Consider the following 18285-nt stretch of genomic DNA (forward strand, 5'->3'; position numbering starts at 1 on the left):
CATACGGCGCCTGCCGCGGGAGGACCTTCAGGACGATTGGGGCGCCAGGTCAAGGATGCGCGCCGTCGGTATCGCCTCGGACACAAGATCCGCCAGGTAGTCGTGGCACGTGAAGAACAAGACCTGGAAGCGGTTCGCCACCGTTGCGATCGCTCGGAGCGTCGCGAGGGCGCGCTCGCGGTCGAAGTTCACGAGCACGTCGTCGAGCACGACGGGAAGCGGCTCCGCGCGCTCGGCGTAGAGCGACACGTAGGCCAGTCGAAGCGAGAAAAAGAGCTGCTCGCTCGTGCCCGTCGAGAGCTCGTCGGGCGACGCGCGGCTGCCGTCTTTGCGCTCCACGAACAGCTCGCGCCGTCCCGTGGCGCGGATGCGCACGTATCGGCCGCCGGTCATCTGCGAGAACAGGCGCGACGCTTCGGCCACGAGCGCCGGCTGGTTTTCGCGCTCGAAGGCTTCAATGTTCTTCTCGAGCAAGGCCTTCGCGAGCGCCAACGTCGCGTAGCGCTCCACGTCGGCGCGGAGCGAGGCGCGCTCGCTCTGGATGTCGAGGGCGAGCCCTGCGGCCGCATCGCTGCCATCGAGGCGCTCCCGCTTGTGTCGCAGCGCGGCAAGGTCGCTCCGCGCCCGGTCCTCTTCCTCGGTGCGCGCGCGTCGTTCGACCTCGATGGCCGAAAGCTCACGCGAGACGCGCTCGCTGCGGGCCGGCGTCGCGAGCTCGCGGCACAACTCCTCGAAGGTAAAGGGACCGCGTGAGCGTGCGAGTTCGCGCTCCGCATCGACGATGACCCGCGCGAGCTCGCGACCTCGGTCCGCCCGCGCGATGGCCTCGTCGAGCGCGCCCTCTGGCTCGCCTTTGCCCACTCCAGCGGCGAGCGAGAGGTCGCGCAAGCGCGCGTTTGCGGCCGACGCCGCGGCCCGGTGTCGAGCCGACTCCCGCTCCAACTGCGCGCGTCGCAGCTCGAGGGTTGCCCTTTCTCGCTTGGCGGCCCGGGCGGCGTCGAGGCGTTTGGTGAGCCGCGCGGCGAGCGTGGCGTCGTCGGTGTCGACGACGGAGAGGCGCGCGCGGAGCGCCTCGCATCGCTTGGTCATCGCTCGCACCGCGTCGTCGTCGCCGGCGTCGCGTAGCGCGTCCTCTCGGTCCGCGTCTCGTAGCGCGGCGGCGATGCGGGCGAGCTCATCCACGCGGCTGCCGGCATCGATGCTCCGGCAAGCCTCGAGCCCGAGCGCCCCTAGCGCGTCGCGCAGCGCTTGCTCGCAGGCACTTCGGTCCGCTTCAAGGAGCGCGGCCCGTCGTGTCTCCAGGGCGAGCGCCGCGGCGAGCTCAGCCTCGCGGGCCGCGACTTGGGCCGCATGGCCCTTGCGCTCCCGCTCTTGCGCGACGACGCGCTCCGCCAAAGACAGAAGCGCGAGGAGCCCATCGTCGTCTACCCTTGCACCGGCGTTCGCGAGGACCGCGCGACCGCGCGCAACGGTGGCGGCGACACGTTCGCGAGCCGCCGCGCCGTCGCCTTCGGTGCGCCTCAGGTCCTCGCGGGTCGCGATCCAGCGCTCCCGATCGGTGAGCCAGCCGCGCATCGCTGACGGTCCGCGCGGCGTGATACCGAGGGGCGCGAAGAGGCCGAGCCACGCGGCTCGGGCGCTCGCCTCCTCCGCGCTGAGAGCGTCGAGCGCCGCGGCGATGCGCACGCCTTCCGCCTCACGATGCGCGACGGCGGCGACCTTCTGGGTGCGCCGCTGCACCGCATCTGCGTGAAAGCGCATGCGGTCCACGAGAGTGTCCGCCTCAAGGGACGCTCGCTCGTACGCCAACGTGAGGGGTCGCTCGGGGTTGTATTCGAGCTCCGCGGCGACGTCGACATGGCCCGTCAGTGCATGCACGACGAGCGCCCAGCCCTCATCCCGTTTGGCGCGCGCCGCGACGAGGTCGCCTTCCGTTGGGACCTCGAAGTCGGCCTGGATCTCGGCGAGCTGGCCGCGGAGCGATGCAAGCTCGTCATCGACGCGTGCAAGCTCGTGCTCGAGGCGCCGCCGCTTGTCCTCGAGCTCACCGAAGCGGCGGTCGAAGGCGTCCATTTCGCCATCGCTGGGAAGCGGCAAGAGCGCAGCGTCGGCGGTCTGGGGCGGCGGCGGATCCAAGCGGCGTCGCTCCTTCTCCTCCTGCCGCCGCAATCGCCGATGATCAGCCTCGAGTGCCGCCAGTCGATCGGCCAGCGTGAGCGCGCCTTTCGCGTCCTCGAGCCATGCCTCGACGCGCGCCGTTTCAACGGGGGTCGGCAGCGCCGCGCGCATCGCGGCGAGGGCCTCCTGCTCCGAGCGCCGCGTCCGCACGGCGCGAGCCTCGTCGCCCATCGCCGCCTCCGCGCGCTTCAGCTCCTCGGTCAGACGCACCACGCGATCGCGCGCGTCGCCGCTGAGCGGCATCGCGAGGAGGCGCGCCGCCGTGAGGGAGGGAACAAGCTCGGCGAGGCGCGCTTCGCTTCGCGCCAAGAGTCGGGCTCGCGAGAGGGCGCGCTCACTCTTACGCCCCGTGGCCGCCTCGGCGCGCCCAAGCTCCGTCGCGAGCGCGTCGATCTCAGCGTCGAGCGCGAGGATCTCATCGTCAACGTGGAGGCGAGACAGCTCGTCCAGAAGGGCAGGGCGCGCTTCTTCGAAGCGCGAGAGTTCTTCTTCGGCGAGGGCTCGGGCCGCCCTCGCGGTCTCCGCGTCGACGCGTGCCGTGGGAGGAAGCGCAGGCACGGCTCCGAGGGCCTCGAGCTCGTGCTTCGCGGCGCGCCACGTGGCGAAGGGTTCTTCGGCCTTCGACAGGGTCTGGAGCCGCTCCCGCTGGGTCTCGAGCTCATCGACACGCGTCCGCACGAGCGCCACGGCTTCCTCCGCCTGGCCAAGGCTTCGGTCGAGGCGGTCGAGTTCGTCGGCGGTGGTCGTGACGCGACGCAATTCCGACGTCAGCTCCTCGATGCGAGCGACGCGGGCAGGAATCGCCTGCACCCGCCCAGCCGCCACGAAGAGGGGCGCCATCTCCTTGTCCAAGTCATCGAGGATCGTACTGGGCTGTACGGACCCGCCGAGCCCTGATCCGAAGAGAGTCCCGACAGGTTGCCCTCTTTCTTCTCGAGGATGCGCGCGCCGGCCGCGAGCTCGTCGAGGGAGAAGGCGAAGACGTTGCGAAAGACCGTCGCGTCAGGGTTGCCGAGGGCCGCAAGAAACCAGTCTGCGGGAGCCTCATCGCCGCCGCCGGTGACACGACCAGCGAACGCCGGCTTGCCCTTTCGCCGCTCAATTTCGAGCTCCGTGCCCGAGGAGAGCGTGACGACGCCGGAAACCCTCGCGTCGCCAAAAGGGCCGGTAGCCGCGATGCGGCGGCCGTCGCTTCCGCGGTCGTCGCCGAGCAGGAGGAAGCGAATGGCTCGAAGGAGCGTCGTCTTGCCGGCCTCGTTGGCGCCGCGGAGCAGGGTGAAGCCAGCGGCTCCCTCGGGCGCGGCCTTCGGCGTCCGCTTGCCTCTCGCGGGCTTCGACGCCGTCGGCGTGCGAGCGACGCCTCCGAGCTCCATCGTGACGTCACGGAGCGCTCCAAAACGGTGAACCGTGAGACGGGTGAGCCGCACTTCAGCGACCTTCTCGTTCGACGAGGCGTTCGGCGAGGAGCGTCTCGACCTGTTCGACCAGGCCGGCGAGCGTCGGGACGTCGTGAAGCGGAAGGCCGAGCGCGTCGGCTTCGGCCCGGAGCTTCTTGCGGAGCGGGCCCAGCACTTCACCGGCCAGCGCGGCGAGGTCCGGCTCTCCGTCGCCGGAGCGGAGGTGCTCGAGGTTCCTCATCAGATCGCCGACGAGCCCGGGCGATGCGCGGAGCTCATCGAGCGAGACAAGCGGACGCGTATCAAAGATCACCTTCTCGAGCCAAATGCTCTCGGCGCGGCCGAGCCAATGGGAGCGAAGGTTCTGCGCGACGCGGGTCGGCTCGCGAACGATCACGCGGTGGAGTGCTGTGCTCCCGCGGACCGTGAGGCGCACGGCGATGACGGCGCGGCGTTCGCTCGCGGTTTGGCGCAGGGGGTCAAGGGCAGCGTCGGCACGGCGCAAGAGCTCCTCTTCGTCGTCCCCTTCGCCGAGCACCACGTCGACGTGGGCGAAGCGCATGGTGCCGGTCTCGTGGAACGCCACGTCGACGACGTCGGTGCCGTCGACGGTGACAAGGACGCAGCCCTTCGGTCCCGGTTCGCGGGCGTGGCGCCCTTGCGTGTTGCCGGGATAGACGATCCAGGGCCTCTGGCTCAGCACCTGGTGCGTGTGCACGTGCCCGAGGGCCCAGTAGCCGTAACCGAACGCCGAGAGCTCTTGGACGGTGCACGGCGCGTAGCGGTCGTGAGCCGTCGAGCCGGTGCAATTGGTGTGGAGTACACCAATGTTCAACAGCTCCGGCAGCGGCCTCGGATAGTGCGGCAGCAAGCTGTCGTCGACCTTGCGCGTCGGGTAGCTCACGCCGTGGAAGGCCACCCGGTCGTCGGGAAACACGAAGCTGCGCTTTGAGGGGTCGTCGGGCGGCCCGAAGACATGGACGAACTCGGGCACCCGGTAGACGAGGGTGCGGGTGAGCTCATGATCGTGGTTGCCGCGCAGCAAGAGGACGCGGCAATCGATTTCTCGAAGGCGCGCGAGCTGGTGAACGAAGAAGAGACCCGTGTTGGCGTCGCGCCAGTCGCCGTCGAAGACGTCACCGGCGAGGATGAGGAAGCGAGCCTTCTCTGCGAGGCAGAGGTTCACGACGTTGCGAAACGCGTGACGCGTGGCCTCGCGCGCCTCGGCGAGGGGAGCCCCTTCGTAGCGTTCGAGGCCCGCAAGGGGGCTGTCGATGTGCAGATCCGCCGCGTGGACCAGTTTCAAGGCGCAGGGATGCTCTCACAGACTCGCGAGCGGCGGCCGGGAGACTTCGAGGGCGCGCGGCCGGCGGCCCGACGCTCGGGGGGCGCTAGGCTTGCGCGACGGGCGCCGCGGCGACGGCCTTCGGGGCGTCGAGGGCATCCATGCGGCAGTTGCCCTGAAACTCCACGCCGCGCTCGATGAACACGGAGGGCGAGTGGATGTTGCCGATGAGTCGGCCCGGCGCGTGGACCTCGATGCTCTGCTTCGCGCGCACGTTGCCGTGAACGGTCCCGCCGCGAACGATCACAGTCGCCACGTCGATCTCAGCATGCACGTCGGCGCCTTCACCGATGATCAACGTGTCGTCGCTCCGAATCTCGCCCTTGAAGGCTCCGTCGATGCGTACGCGACCTTCGAAGTGAAGCTTGCCCTCGAACTGGGTGCCAGGGCCAAGGAGCGTCGTGATGTCGTTGGGGTCCATGTCGCGGCCGCTGTAGCGCTCCCGGGCCGGTCCCGCAAGGTGGCCTGCGACGGTCCCGCGGCCTCTCCCGTGAACGTGAACGTGCCCGTGCCCGTGGACGGTCCCGCGAAGCCCGGGTTTCCGTGATCGGGCACGTTCACGGGAAAAGCGCGCCGGTCGTTAGCGGCCGCGCACCGGATGCCGTCAATCGGGTAACGGACCGTCTGTCCAGGTGTCGTAGCGGCCAAGTTTTCGGGGGTTTGGCACACGGCCCAATACCTGCATGCATCGCGGCCGGCGTTCTCGATTCCCTCGGGCCTTTCCGTGGGTTTCGGTTGACGCCGGGGCGGCGAACGGGCACTCGAACCCACGCCGAACCTCTTGGTTTCGGCTTCGGAGCATCCGTGAACCGCCGCATCCTCCCTGAACTCTCGAGCCTCGCGCTGGTCGCGGTGGCCGCTTTCTGCGCAACCCCTGCTTTCGCCCAAGGCGAAGCCCCGCCGGCTACGCCTGCGGGAGCTGACGCGCCCAAGGCCGATGCGCCGAAGCCTGACGCGCCGAAGAGCGATGCGGAAAAGAAGGAAGCGGAGCCCAAAAAGGCCGACGACGACGAGTCGAAGAAGAAGAAAGCCACGGGGGGCGATACCGCGTCGCCTTCACCTGGCGCCGCGGGGTCGTCCACGGTCGGCGAGAGCGGCGTCTCGCTCGACCTCGGCAGCGGAACGCCCCGCAAAGACGAGGCGAAGGTCGACACCAAGAAGAGCGACGACGCCGAGGGGAACCGAAATCCCTTCGCCGGCTCCATCCTTTTCTGGGATCACAGCACGTCGACTCAGACGGCGCGGCTCGAGCCGAGTGCCCAGCAGAGCTACACGCCCTCGTACGAGTGGTGGTTCTCGTTCCAGCCGCGCTACGCCTTCAACAAGCGTCTCTCGTACAACCTCCGCGCCGACCTCTACAAGGAGATGACGAACGCGAACGAGACGGCGCTCTATCGGGAGAATGTCCTCGGCGACGTGTGGAACACGGTCCGCTACGAAATGCCGATCAGCGAGCGGTTGAAGGACACCAAGATCTCGTTCTCCGGCACGATTAAGCTGCCGCTCTCGAAGGAGAGCCAGGCGAAGGGCACGTACTTCAAGCCCGGCGCCGGCGTGGGCCTTAGCCAAAAGATCCCGCTTAAGGGCGAGTCCGCCAAGTGGTTTCCCGGCGCGTCGGCGGGCCTGTCCGTGGGCTACGAGCATCCCATCACGCGCAGCACCACGCCGACCGATCTCGGCGGTTTCGAAACGCTGCGGCAGGACGCCGGCGGTCGCACCGTCTCCACCGACCAACTGAGCGGCAGCATGATGCCCAACCACACGGTCTTGGCGGTGGCACGCGGCAAGGTGTCGATCACCGACAAATGGGACGCTGGTCTCTCGCTCATCTTCATCAACAACTGGCTCTACGCTCCGACCAGTGGCGCGACGGTCCGCACCGCGACGGGGACCGTCGAGGTTCCGCGCAACAGCGATGCGGCGACCTTCACGCAGTCGAGCTGGGTGATTCTCTCGAGCGACTACGACCTCATGGACGAGCTCGGCGTCGGCATCGGGTACTACAACCTCGCCGGCATCATCGCCCCGGACGGTCAACGACGCGGGATCGTGGGCTCCGACAACATCTGGTGGAGCCCCTCGGCTCGCGTCTTCGCCACGGTCACGGCGAACCTCGACAAGATCTACGAGCGCGCCGCCGGCATCAAGAAGCCGGAAGAGAAGAAGACCGCGACGGGCCCCTCCGCTGCTGCACAGTGATCCGGTGACATGCGCGCCCGTGTCGGGCGCGTGACCACCTCGCTGCGCCGTATCGACTTCGCCTGCCAAAGTTGGGCCGAGAGCTTCGGTCGTGGTCTACTTTCCCGATGCGCCTTGGGCTTCGTTCGTGGGCCGTCGCTCTGTCTCTTTTCATCGTGCCGTCGGCCGCGCTCGCGCAGGCCACGACGGCTGCCCCTGCTCCGCCCGCTCCAGCGCCTGCGGGCGCGGCTGCGCTAACAGCGCCGCCGTCGACGACCCCCGCCGCGAGCCCGAGCGCCGGTGCCGCTGCTCCCGGAAGCGCGCCGGCGGGCGCGTTGGGCGAAGCGGTCGCGCCGGCGCCCACGAAGCCAGCGCGCGAGGCGACCGGCTATGCACCGGCGCCGTTTCGTCGTGAGACGACGAAACGCATCGGCGGCACGAAGGCGCCCAAGGCCGCCAAGGTGAAGCGACCGAAGACCGGCGGTTTCGTCATCCAGCCGGGCTTCGAAGGGACGGAGGCCGGTGGCTCGAGGATCTTCGTGGAACTCGGCCAGGCGGTTCCTGTTGAAGAGCGCAAGGCGAAGGGAGGGCTAACCTTCGTCCTCAAGGGGGCGCACAATTCGGTGCGAAACAACTTCAATCCGCTGGTCACCGAGCACTTCAACACGCCCGTGCGGCGCGCTCGGTTGGTGCCCGCGGGGCGCGACCTAATCTTGCAGATGGAGCTGCGTCAAGACGCTCCCGCGACGCATCGATTCGTCACCAGCAAGGAGGGGCACGCGGTCCTGCAGGTGGACTTCGCCGGTGGCGCCTTCGTGAAAGACGCGCCCCAGGCGATCCCCGAGGCCGACGGCGAGGGGACGGGGCCCGCGGCTGCGCCTTCGCAGCAGCCCGCCACGCCGGCCAAGGCTGGGCGAGGCCCGACGCCCTGAGCGGCGCCGATGACAGCGCGCCGCGCGGCGCAGCGCTGACGTAAGCTCGCCCATTGTGATCGCGGCGAGTCTCCTGGCGAGGGCAGCGCTCGCGGCGTTGTTCGCGCCGACAGCGGCTCTTGCGCCGCCGGGCCTCGGCGACCTCGAGACTCACGCGGACGACGTGACCATCGACACGGAGCGTCGAGAGTTGCTGTTGCGAGGCCGTGTGACGGTCGAGGCTTCGCCGTTCCACCTTCGCTCGGAGGAGCTGCGGCTGCGGCGAACGGGCTATGGAATCGAAATCCTCGGCGACGGAAAACTCGCGTTTTGCCCGTGCCTCGGCACGCCGCTGACCCTGAGCTTCAAGGAGGTTCTCGTTGGGCCGCCGAGCGATCTCATCCTCAAGTCGCCACGACTCGAGGTGTACGGCGTCCCCGTGATGGCGCTGCCGTACTTTTGGCTTCGCGGCGCGGAGCGGCCGGGCCTCTTGCCTCCGGTGCTCGCCTACCGTGCGAAAGACGGCCTCTTCGCCGGCGCCGGTGTGCACCTCCCGTGGTGGTCCTTCGACCGAACGCGGCCCGTGGCGCCCGAGGATCGCGAGTTGGGCCTCGACCTTCGCGGCGGCGCCTACTTCGTGGGGGGCGCCGCCATCGACGCCGAGTTGCGCGCGCCGCGCTCGCGAACGCGCATGCGCGTCGATTGGCTCGGCGGCAGCGGCGTCGCGGTGGATGCTCGCGGCAGTCACGGTGCCATGAGTGGCGCCGCGTGGGACGTCGACGCGATGCGCGGCGCGCGCGCGCTCGCGTCAACGTCGTCGTTGGACGACGCGGCCCGGCCGCTCGACCGGCTTCGCGGCGAAACGTTCGCGCGCGAAGGCCCTCTTTCGGCCTCGGCGGCCATCACAGGGACCATGGTGCGGGGAGCGGACACCGAGACCGGCTCCTACGGTCCGTCGTTCGAGCTCGCCCTGGTGGATGCGCTCGCACGCGGCGTCAGCGCCGGCGCTCGCCTCCGCGCCGGCGCCTTGTCGCGCCCTGGTGAGGCACCGATGACCGTTGTCGGCGCTAGCGCTCGCGCCTCCATGGCGCGGCCGTTGGGCGTCCTTGCGGCGCGCGTCGATGCCGGAGCCGAGGGCTCCCACGTCGCGACGTCGTTCGGAGCCGCCGACCTCGCCACCGCGTCGGGCCAGGTGCGCGTGGGCGTCCCGCTTGTGCGCGCCTACGCGAGCGCTGACGTGGCGGACCCGTGGCGTCACCGCGTCGAGCCACAGGTCGGGGTGCTGGCCTACGCAGCGGCGCGTCGCGACGCTGTCGATGGTCTAGCGCGCGCCGGGTTCCTGCGCTCGGCCTTCGACGTTCAGGCCCTCGGCGAGGGCATCTCCGTGGCTCCCCTCGTTGGTGCGTCAAGCGCGCTGGGCCGCTACGGCGCCCGCGACGGCGCGGAGGTCGACGCGGGTCTCGGCTATGCCGTGAGTTCCGAGGAGCCGTTCTCTCGCCTGAAGATCGCCGCCGGCGGGACGTTCGTTCTCGTCGGCCTGGAGGCGGGCGCGACCCTGAGCGCGCGACCGGGCGTCGCCGGGTCTTTGCGGGCACGCCTCGGCGCCGTCGAGCGACTCCACCTGGAGGGACGCCTTGGCGGCCGAGGCGGCGCCGACCCCACGCTGGCGCGCTTGCTGTCGCCTAGCTTTGCCTTGGCCATGCCAGGGGTGCGCTACTTCGCGGGGGACGGTCTCAGCGCCGGCGCCGCCGTGGTCGTTCCTTGGACGAGGCACCTGACGACACGCGCCGGCGCGGACTTCGACGCCGTGTCCAAGGCGCTGCTCGGTGCGCGTGCTTCAATCGATCTGCGTGACGGCTGCGGCTGCGTAACGCTGCGGCTCTTCGGTTCGCAGCGGCTTGGTCGCGACGGGGTCGACGTGTGGCTCGCGCTCGAGCTGGGCGAGACGGTCATTCGCTAGGTGAGCACCACTCTGGCGCGCGAATCGCGACGGAGGTTGCAAAGTATCGGCGGGGGTGTTCCCCTCGCGGCTCGGAGGCAACGCGTGAAAGGCGATAGCAAGGTCATCGATCTCTTGAACGAGGTTCTCACGGGAGAGCTGACGACCATCAACCAGTACTTTTTGCACGCGCGTATGTGCAAGAACTGGGGCTACCAGGCCCTCGGCGAGAAGATTCGTAAAGAGTCGATCGACGAAATGAAGCACGCCGACGAGCTCATCGAGCGCGTCTTGTTCCTGGAGGGCCTGCCGAACGTGCAGCGCCTCGGGAAGGTCATGATCGGCCAAACGGTCGCCGAGATCCTCAAGCACGATCTAGGGGCTGAGCTGGTTGCGGTTCCGCTCTTGAATCGCGGCATCCAGCTCTGCCGCGACGTGGGGGACAACGGCTCGGAGCACCTCCTCACGCGGATTCTGGTCAGCGAGGAAGAGCACGTCGACTGGCTCGAGGCCCAGCTCGAGCTCATCAAGCAGGTTGGCGAAGCCCACTACCTGGCCCAGCAGATCCGCCCCTGAGACCACCACAGCTTTTTGCCGCCTAGTGATTTCATGCTGTTGCAGCAGTGCGACGACTCCACTTGAAAACGAAAATGGTTTTCAATATCCTCACGGAGCCATGTTCGTCTGCGTCTGCAAGGCCGTCACCGACACCCAGATTCACCAGGCCATCGATGGCGGCGCGACGACGCGTGAAGAGGTGACTCGGATGTGCGGCGCCGGCGGCGACTGCGGCGCCTGCTGCGGCATGATTGAGGACCTCGTCGAAGACCGGCTGGTGGCCGCCGACGGCTTGGTTCGACACCGGGCCGCCTAACGTCGTCTCCCGGCGGCGCGTGAGTCGCGAGCGCCGAGGGCGGGTCGGGTCGGTCAGGTGGAGGTCATGCGTTCGACGAGGAAGCTCGCGACATCGCCCGGCTTGGTCCCGGGGCCGAAGCCGGCGTCAAAGCCCAGCTCCAGCGCCAGCTTGTGATCGATGCGCGGGCCGCCGAGGAGCAAGATGATCTGGTCGCGGAAGCCGCGCGCCTTGGCGAGTTCGACGAAGGCCGCGGCGTTCTCCTTGTGGCAGTTGCGCTGCGTGATGACCTGACTCACGAGCACGGCGTCGGCCTTGAGCGCCACGACGCGCTCGGCGAGCTGCTCGTTCTCAACTTGGGCGCCGAGGTTGTAGGCCTCAAAGCCCTTGTAGCTCTCGATGCCCTTGTCCCCTGCGAAGCCCTTGTAGTTGAGGATCGCGTCGATGCCGACGGTATGCGCGTCGGAGCCGGTGCACGCGCCGACGACGACGATCTTGCGGCCCAGTCGGGTGTGGATGCGTGACTCGATCTCCTCGCGCGAGAGCGCCGACGTTCGAATCTCGGGGACGTCGATGCTCGCGATGTCGACGGCGTGCGTCGAGTGCCCGTAGACGACGAAGAACGAATAGCCCTCGGCGCACTCTTCCATCGTGGCGACGAGCGGCTCTCTTAGGCCGTGCATCTCGGCGAAGCGCCGGGCGGCCTCTCGGGCCCGGGCCGACGGGGGGACCGCGAGCGTGAACGATATCTGAACCATGCCATCGCCTTCGCGATCACCGTAGGCACGGAGCGGGTGCGTTGCGGACGTGGGGTGCATGGCGATCTCCTCAGGACGCGGTCGGACGCGGCTTCTCGAGCGCATCCAGGATGGGGTTCATGTAGTCGGCGCCCCGCTCGGCGACGCCGGCGTAGCCCTTGCCACCGGTGCGCGTACGCTTCACGTCGGCGAAGGCGCCGTGTCCGATGGCGTCCCAGATGCTGTCCTTGTGGACGCTCCGGAGCTCGGTGAGCGCCTCGTCGAGGACCGCCTCCGCGCGCTTGGCGACCCGGCCGTCTCGCTTCCACTCGATCTCTTCGCCGAGGTGCTTGCAGGCTGAAAATACGTATTTGGTCGCCTTCAGCGACAGGTACCGATCCATCAACATGGGGTTATGGATGGCCTCGCTGAACATGCCGAGCAGCTCGATGGACTGCTCGGTCGTGACGCCGACGAGGTTGAACATCGCGTCGTGGACGTGAGCGAAGAAGATGTCGCCAACCTTGTGTTTCGTCGGCGGCATCCACTTGATGGGGTGACGGTCGAAGATTTGGCGAATGAGCTGCGCCTGCGCCACCTCCAAGAGGAAGCTGTCTTCGAGCCAGGGGTTAATCTCGTAGGCGTGGCCCAAGCCCATCTGCTCTTCACGAAGGCCCGCGCGGAGCGCGAAGGCTTCGTTGATGAACTGACTCGCGAGGACCGTGTGCGCCTTCTCAACGGCGTCGGCGGTCGTCAGGTAGTTGTCTTCGCCGGTGTTGATGATCATGCCAGCGCGCGCGATAAACCGCCTGGCGACGTACTGGTCGACGAAGTTCCGGCACATGTTGATGTCGCGGAAGAGGATGCCGTACATCGCGTCGTTGAGGAGCATGTCGAGGCGCTCCACGGCGCCCATCCAGGCGATCTCGGCCATGCATAGGCCTGACGAGTAGTTCGTCTGGTGGATGTAGCGCCCGTACTCCTTCGTCGCTTCGTCGGTGGCGCGGCGGATGATCTTGAAGTTCTCCTGCGTCGCGAAGGTGCCTCCAAACCCCTCTGTGGTGGCGCCGTGGGGCACGTAGTCGAGGAGCGATTGGGCCGTCGCGCGAATGACCGCAACGATGTCGGCGCCACCGTGGGCGGCGGCCTTGGCTTGGAGCGCGTCGTCGTAGATGTTGCCCGTCGCGACGATGACGTACTTGAGCGGGTTGGGACCGGGAAGCGAGGCGCGCTTGTTAGCTTCGCGCTCCTCGCGCGCAGAGTCGATGCGCCCGAGCGCCGCGTCGACGTGCGGCTTGAGGATGCCGGCGAGTACGGCACCCTCGGGGCCGCCGACGCCGTCGTCGAGGTCGTGGCCGAACGCCAGCCGCTCGCCGGCTTCCTGAATCGTCTTGGCTCCGCCGTGCAGGGCGCGCGCGAGGAACGTGGAGATGCCGCGGCCTAGGAGTCCCGCCTTGTGGTAGCGCTCCACGGCGAGGTTCACGATGGGAGCGCCTTGGTCGTCGACACCGTCCACACCGAAGGCTCGGAGGATCGTGCGCTCGACGCCGACGCTCGTATGACGGTCGATGTACTTCTGGACGTCGCCACCGATTTCAGAGGCGAGCAGGCGGCACTCGGCAACCTTGCGTTCGTCGACGGGAACACGGGCCATGGCCGATGTTTCGCACATTCGCGGCTTCGGGCAAAGCGGTTGGTTTTTTTGCGAGCGCCCATCGCCGTCTCGCGACGACGCTCGGGGGACCTAGCGCGGGGCCTTCATGAGCGTGGACGCGAAGGCGAGGCTGCCGACGCCGCCTTCGTTTACCCAATAGATGCTCGTCTCGTCGACGAGGACGTCGACGGGGGCCGCTTGGGCGGTGGCGACGTCCCGCACGGTGCCTGCGCAATTCGTCAGATCGCAGCGCCGAACGACGCCGTCGATCGTCGGCCCCGCGTCGCCGCGGCTCCCCTCGAGGGTCCAAACCAACGTGGTGCCGGCGATCGCGAGGCTTGAGAGGGTGCCCTCGGTTTGGTTGGCCACGACGGTGGTGGGAATCCCGCCGACACACCCTGTGAGTGGACAGCTCAAGATTGAGTCGAGGAGGGAGGCGGCCCAGAAGACCGTGGTGCCAGAAATGGCCAGCGCGCCAAGCGCCGTGCTGTTGACGATCGTGTGGGGAGTCGGGCAGGCGGGCGCAGCGCACCGAACGAGGTGCCCGTTCTCCGTCCACACGATGGAATTGTCGGGGGCGAAGGTGATGGCTCTCGAAAAGCCCTTGGAGAGGTTGCCGACGGCGTTGGGCAGGAGCGCTGCCGCGCCTGCGCAAAGACCTAAGGGGCAGAAGGCCACGCGCTGGTCGAAGTCGTCGTTGGCCCACGCGATGCCCGCGTCGCTCACCGCGATGCCGGCCGACGAAGAGAAGCTATCGCCCTTGCTCACACGAACCGTGGGCCCACCGTCGAGGGGGGTGCGGTAGGCGCCGCCGCCCGTCTGATAGCGCTCGGTCCAGTAGACATAGCCGCCGTAGCCGACGACGCTCGACGGAACCGTCCCCGCGGCGTCGACGTCGGCGTTGACGCGAGTGGGACCGAGCGAGAGGCAGCCAGTCTTCTTGCACGAGTGGATTCCCGCTGCGTCACCGCCGCTGGCAACGAAGAGATCTCCGCCGAAGGCGCCGAGGCCAAGGGCGCCGTAGAGCGCGGTGGCACCGCCGCTCAACGTGCAAAGACCCCCCGCGCAGGCGCCGCCGCTGCAGTCGTGAAAACAGGCGCCGCAGTGCTGGAGGGAGGTCGCCAGGTCCGCGTTGCACAAGGCCGCGTCGACGCTCGCGTCGCCCGTCGGAGTGCTCCCGTCCGCGGCGCTTGCCTCCTTTTCGAGCCCGCCGTCGGCCGCTAGCGCGCCGTCGGTCGAAGCGTCGGCGACGACTGGCGTCGGCGGCTCCGCCTGCGTCTCACCGCAGGCCGCCGCGCCGTGCATGGCGCCCGCCGCCAAGGCGGCAAGGGCGAGGAGACGCGCCGGCTTCATCGCGGGACCTTCTTGATGGACGACGCGCCGTCGAGGCGGTTCGTGCGCCCTTCGTTGAGCCAATAGATGCTGTTCGCGTCGATGACCGTTCGGATGGGGGCTGCCTCGTTGGCCGCGATGGTGACGACGGTGCCCGGGCAATCGGAGACGTCGCATTTACGCACGATGCCGTCGGTGGTGAGGCCGCCGTCGCCACTGAGAGTGCCTGACAGCGTCCACGCGAGGGTGGAGCCGCTGATGGCGAGGCCCACGAGTGTGCTCTCGCTCTGCCCGCTGATGACCTCCGTCGCAACGCCGCCGGGGCATCCGGTGATGGGACAGCTCTTGATGGCGTCGTCGGTCGCGGCGGTCCAGTAGACGGTGGTGCCGGAGATCGCCAATCCAAGGTTCGCGTGCCCCGTCCCGTTGATGATGGTCTGAGGCCCGCCGCCGCACGCCGGCGTGGTGCAGCGGACGATCGCGCTGTTCTCGACCCAGACGATGGAGCCGTCGGGCGCAAACTCTACCGCGCTGGAATAGCCCAGCGTCGCGTTGCCCGGTGCGTTGGGCAACAAGGTGGCGGCCCCCGAACAACTCGGCAACGGACAGAATCCGACGCGCTGGTTCGAGTCGTTCTGTCCCCAAGCGATGCCCGCGTCGCTCACCGCGATGGAGGCCGACTTCGAGAAGACGTCGCCTTGGCTCACTCGCACCGTGTTTCCGCCGGCGAGGTCTGTTCGGTATGCGCCGTAACCGGCCTTGTAGTTCTCGGCCCAATAGACGTAGCTGCCGATGGCCGCGACCGACCGGACCGTCGTTGTGGCGGGATCGACGTCCGTCGTGAGGCGCGTGACACCGCTTGCGACGCAGCCGGCCTTGGAACACGAAAAAGCACCCGCGTTCGAGTTGGACCCGCTGCCGATCACAAGCTGATCGCCGACCTGCCCCAAGCCGAGGGCCCCGTAAAACGTGACGACGCCATCGCGCGCAACGGTGCAAACGCCCTTGTCGCACGTGCCACCGCTGCAGTCGTGGCCGCATGCGCCGCAGTTCTGAAGCGACGTCATGAGATCGGCGCTGCACGTGGGGGCTCCCGTGTCGGCGTCCCCATTGGCGGCCGCGGCCGAGTCGCCGGGCGCATCGGTGCCGCTTGCCGAGTCGTCCGCGGAGCCGTCGGCGGAGCTGCCGGTCTCTGCGTTCGCAGGATCGCCGCCATCGGGCAGGAGGCCGTTGTCCAGGATGGGGTCCGGCAAGTCGAGCAGCGCGGCGCACGCCGGAAGCGCCAAAAGGAACGGGAGTACGGCTCGAAGCGGTGCGCGGCGCGTCATTGAAAGCCCCCAGAGAGGAGCGCCCCACGCGGCGAGAAGTTGAGCGTTAGCGCCGACGCCTCGCGGTTGCGAGGAGCTGTCAGGACGAGCACGAGGCCTGTTGCGACGAGGGCGCCGCCGGCGGCGAAGCCGACGGTGGAGATGAGCGCCTTGCCTTTGGCGTCGTCGACGGCGTCCAGGCCCTTCTGGTTGCACCGCGCAAGATCGCTTGAGCAGTCGGGCTCCGCGTCCTTCCGCGCGGACATGGCCTGAAGCCCGAAGATGGCCCCCACGGCGAGGCCCGCCACACCAACACCGCCGGCGACGAAGCCGAGGGTTCGTTGCGTGCTCCCCGAGGGCGCGCCATCCGGCGTCTCGGGGCCCGGAAGCGGTGCCGCGCCGACAGGTCCTCGCGCTGGGGGCGTCGCCGTGGCGACCGCTTGCGTTGCCGGTGGCAAGCGCTCGAGCTGCGGGATCGAGACGGTCGCCGTCTCCTTCGCGCGGACCGCCTGCGCCACAGTGGTCCACGGCTTGTAGCCAGGCGCCGACGCTTCAATGTTGTGGCTACCCGGGTCGACGGGGATCGCGACGCCCCACTCGCCGGCGCCCACCTCGCTACCGTCGCGTTTGATGACGAGGCCCGCGCTCCGCGCCGAGGGTGGCACCACGATGGACAGCTTGACGAGTGTCGGCTCGAGCGCCAGCGCTCGCTGCCTCGCCTTGGCGGCCCATTCGCGACGGTTCGACTTCTCCGCCTCGCTGATCGTCTCCTTGTAGGTCGCCCACGCGCTGGCGGTTTGGCCGTTCTTCTCGTAGCACGCCGCGAGGTTGAGCAAGGTGCCCGCGCCGGGGTCGAGCCTCTGGCTCTCGGCCAGCTTCGGGCACGCGTCGCCGTAGCGGCCAGCGGTCATCAATCGGCGCCCCTCTTCGAAGAGCGCCTGCGCGGCAGCTTGACTCGGCGCCTTCTGAGCGGCGGCAACGCCCGTCGACAGGAGCAGTGACAGCAGCGTAGCGGCGTGAACCGTCTTCACTTTCGATCACCAGGAAGGTCGTCGTTGGCGACGCGTGGCGTGGCGTGTTTGGGTGGCCTCGGCCCCGGCTTCTGAGCCGCGCTCGGGCCCGGTGTCACGGGCGGCGTTGAACTTGATGGCGCGCTCGACGGGACCGACGGTCCCGCGGACGCTGCGGGCGTCGCGGACGTTGCCCCGCCCGCTGCGAGGACCGGCGGCGGCGCCGCTGCGGCAGCGACGCTCGAGGGCGCCGGTGCGAGCGTTAGCGTGCCTTCGCGTTGTGAGGTCGCGCGCAGGACGAAGGTCGCCAACGCCCCTACGACGGCGGCGCCAACGAGCACGCCGAGCGCCATCGCCCGCCGCGGTGGTGTGCCTCGCGCGAGCTCCGTGGCGCCCCACGAGACGGAGGTGGAGCCGCCTTGCCCTGCCGGCACGACCCGCGCCGATGACGACGCCGGGGGGCTCGGAGGTAGGCGCCCCGAGCCACCCACGATGGCGACGCGTGACGCGAGGACGCTCCCGGCCGTGCTGGCAAAGGGGGCGAGCGCCATGGCGAGCTCTCCCACGCTGCCGAAGCGCCGGGCCGGATCCTTCTCGAGGCACTTGTCGACAACGCGAAGGAGCTCGGGGTGCAGATCGGCGCGGAGCTCGCCTAGCGGAGGAGGCGCCTCCGTGAGTACGAGAGAGCAGAGCTGCGTAAGGGTGGTGGCGACAAACGGAACGCGGCCTCCGAGCACCTCGTAGAGGATCGCTCCGATAGACCAGATGTCGCTTCTCGCGTCGACGTCGCGCGAAGCCTTGAGCTGCTCCGGGGACATGTAATTCGGTGAGCCGATCACCTCGGTGGTCCCCGTCAGGGAGAGATCGTCGGCCGCGGTCTTCGAGATGCCGAAGTCGAGCACCTTGATGAGAGGGCTGCCGTCGACGCTCTTGGTCACGAAGAGATTCTTGGGCTTCAAGTCCCGATGAATGATGCCGAGCGAATGCGCTTCGGCGATGGCCTCGCAGGCTTGGATGACGTAGTCCACAGCCTCGCTCTCAGGGAGCGGGCCGCGCTGCTGGAGGAGCGCCGAGAGGTCGCATCCGTCCAGGAGCTCCATGACGATGTAGGGGCCGCCGGTCTCGAGCCGCCCGACGTCGATGACGCGCGCCACGTGCTCGCTGCGAAGTTGGGCCGCGGCACGGGCTTCGCGCTCGAAGCGCGCGACGACCTGGGCGTTTACGAGGCCCTCGGGCAAGAGGAACTTGAGGGCGACGCGTTGGTGGAGCTGCGTGTGTTCCGCCGCCACCACGACGCCCATGCCACCGGCGCCGAGGATATCCAGGGCGCGGTACTTCCCCGCGAGCATGTCGCCCTTGGCGACCGGCGGGGGCGGCAACGGACCCATCGACGCAGTATAGCGGCGGACCGGCTAAACGGGCCGAAATTACCCGCCTTTTGCGA

15 protein-coding genes are annotated in these 18285 nt (G+C 68.8%); 5 read left to right on the top strand and 10 right to left on the bottom strand.

Annotated features, from left to right (window positions below; translation table 11 throughout):
- Positions 1-27: 27 nt before the first annotated feature.
- The 4 genes from IPG50_00370 to IPG50_00385 form a co-directional block, all read right to left on the bottom strand.
- A complete protein-coding gene (locus tag IPG50_00370) occupies positions 28-3018 on the bottom strand; it encodes a hypothetical protein (protein ID MBK6690658.1) in 2991 nt (996 codons plus the stop codon).
- Positions 2946-3605 (bottom strand): AAA family ATPase, encoded by a 660-nt coding sequence (locus IPG50_00375; GenBank protein MBK6690659.1) that lies wholly within the window; start codon positions 3603-3605, stop codon positions 2946-2948. Before IPG50_00375 ends, IPG50_00370 begins: the two co-directional genes overlap by 73 nt.
- A gap of 1 nt (position 3606) precedes the next feature.
- Entirely contained in the window at positions 3607-4881 is a 1275-nt protein-coding gene (locus tag IPG50_00380) for a DNA repair exonuclease (GenBank protein MBK6690660.1), read from the bottom strand.
- Between the two features lie 85 nt (positions 4882-4966).
- Positions 4967-5341: a polymer-forming cytoskeletal protein gene (locus IPG50_00385; GenBank protein MBK6690661.1), complete on the bottom strand. Its 375-nt coding sequence runs from the start codon at positions 5339-5341 to the stop codon at positions 4967-4969.
- A 383-nt stretch (positions 5342-5724) separates the two neighbouring features.
- Here IPG50_00385 and IPG50_00390 point away from each other — a divergent pair, with 383 nt between their 5' ends.
- The 5 genes from IPG50_00390 to IPG50_00410 all read left to right on the top strand — a co-directional run bounded on the left by IPG50_00390 (position 5725) and on the right by IPG50_00410 (position 10822).
- A complete protein-coding gene (locus tag IPG50_00390; protein MBK6690662.1) occupies positions 5725-7119 on the top strand; it encodes a hypothetical protein in 1395 nt (464 codons plus the stop codon).
- A 107-nt stretch (positions 7120-7226) separates the two neighbouring features.
- Complete coding sequence (locus tag IPG50_00395; GenBank protein ID MBK6690663.1) at positions 7227-8030, top strand: hypothetical protein; 804 nt, start codon at positions 7227-7229, stop codon at positions 8028-8030.
- 55 nt (positions 8031-8085) lie between these two features.
- Positions 8086-9969, top strand: a complete 1884-nt coding sequence (locus IPG50_00400; protein MBK6690664.1) for a hypothetical protein — start codon at positions 8086-8088, stop codon at positions 9967-9969.
- An 84-nt stretch (positions 9970-10053) separates the two neighbouring features.
- Complete coding sequence (bfr, locus tag IPG50_00405) at positions 10054-10524, top strand: bacterioferritin (protein MBK6690665.1); 471 nt, start codon at positions 10054-10056, stop codon at positions 10522-10524.
- 100 nt (positions 10525-10624) lie between these two features.
- On the top strand, positions 10625-10822 hold the full coding sequence (locus IPG50_00410) for a (2Fe-2S)-binding protein (protein ID MBK6690666.1): 198 nt from the start codon (positions 10625-10627) through the stop codon (positions 10820-10822).
- A gap of 53 nt (positions 10823-10875) precedes the next feature.
- Here the strand turns inward: IPG50_00410 and IPG50_00415 are convergent, their stop codons facing one another.
- From IPG50_00415 to IPG50_00440, 6 genes are all read right to left on the bottom strand, one after another.
- A complete protein-coding gene (locus tag IPG50_00415; protein MBK6690667.1) occupies positions 10876-11619 on the bottom strand; it encodes a cobalamin-dependent protein in 744 nt (247 codons plus the stop codon).
- Between the two features lie 10 nt (positions 11620-11629).
- Positions 11630-13192: a D-lysine 5,6-aminomutase subunit alpha gene (locus tag IPG50_00420; protein ID MBK6690668.1), complete on the bottom strand. Its 1563-nt coding sequence runs from the start codon at positions 13190-13192 to the stop codon at positions 11630-11632.
- A 90-nt stretch (positions 13193-13282) separates the two neighbouring features.
- Positions 13283-14545 (bottom strand): hypothetical protein, encoded by a 1263-nt coding sequence (locus tag IPG50_00425; GenBank protein MBK6690669.1) that lies wholly within the window; start codon positions 14543-14545, stop codon positions 13283-13285.
- Positions 14542-15810 (bottom strand): hypothetical protein, encoded by a 1269-nt coding sequence (locus IPG50_00430; protein ID MBK6690670.1) that lies wholly within the window; start codon positions 15808-15810, stop codon positions 14542-14544. The genes IPG50_00425 and IPG50_00430 overlap by 4 nt, the downstream gene beginning before the upstream one ends.
- 38 nt (positions 15811-15848) lie before the next feature.
- Entirely contained in the window at positions 15849-16862 is a 1014-nt protein-coding gene (locus IPG50_00435; GenBank protein MBK6690671.1) for a carboxypeptidase regulatory-like domain-containing protein, read from the bottom strand.
- On the bottom strand, positions 16859-18229 hold the full coding sequence (locus IPG50_00440; GenBank protein ID MBK6690672.1) for a serine/threonine protein kinase: 1371 nt from the start codon (positions 18227-18229) through the stop codon (positions 16859-16861). The genes IPG50_00435 and IPG50_00440 overlap by 4 nt, the downstream gene beginning before the upstream one ends.
- Positions 18230-18285: the final 56 nt, after the last annotated feature.

This window comes from Myxococcales bacterium, assembly GCA_016703425.1.
GTDB lineage: Bacteria > Myxococcota_A > Polyangia > Polyangiales > Polyangiaceae > JADJCA01.

Coding starts and splice junctions, on each gene's coding strand:
- IPG50_00440 (MBK6690672.1), bottom strand. CDS start 18,229: ATGGGTCCGTTGCCGCCCCCGCCGGTCGCCAAGGGCGACATGCTCGCG.
- IPG50_00385 (MBK6690661.1), bottom strand. CDS start 5,341: ATGGACCCCAACGACATCACGACGCTCCTTGGCCCTGGCACCCAGTTC.
- IPG50_00395 (MBK6690663.1), top strand. CDS start 7,227: ATGCGCCTTGGGCTTCGTTCGTGGGCCGTCGCTCTGTCTCTTTTCATC.
- IPG50_00410 (MBK6690666.1), top strand. CDS start 10,625: ATGTTCGTCTGCGTCTGCAAGGCCGTCACCGACACCCAGATTCACCAG.
- IPG50_00415 (MBK6690667.1), bottom strand. CDS start 11,619: ATGCACCCCACGTCCGCAACGCACCCGCTCCGTGCCTACGGTGATCGC.
- IPG50_00425 (MBK6690669.1), bottom strand. CDS start 14,545: ATGAAGCCGGCGCGTCTCCTCGCCCTTGCCGCCTTGGCGGCGGGCGCC.
- IPG50_00370 (MBK6690658.1), bottom strand. CDS start 3,018: ATGGCGCCCCTCTTCGTGGCGGCTGGGCGGGTGCAGGCGATTCCTGCC.
- IPG50_00420 (MBK6690668.1), bottom strand. CDS start 13,192: ATGGCCCGTGTTCCCGTCGACGAACGCAAGGTTGCCGAGTGCCGCCTG.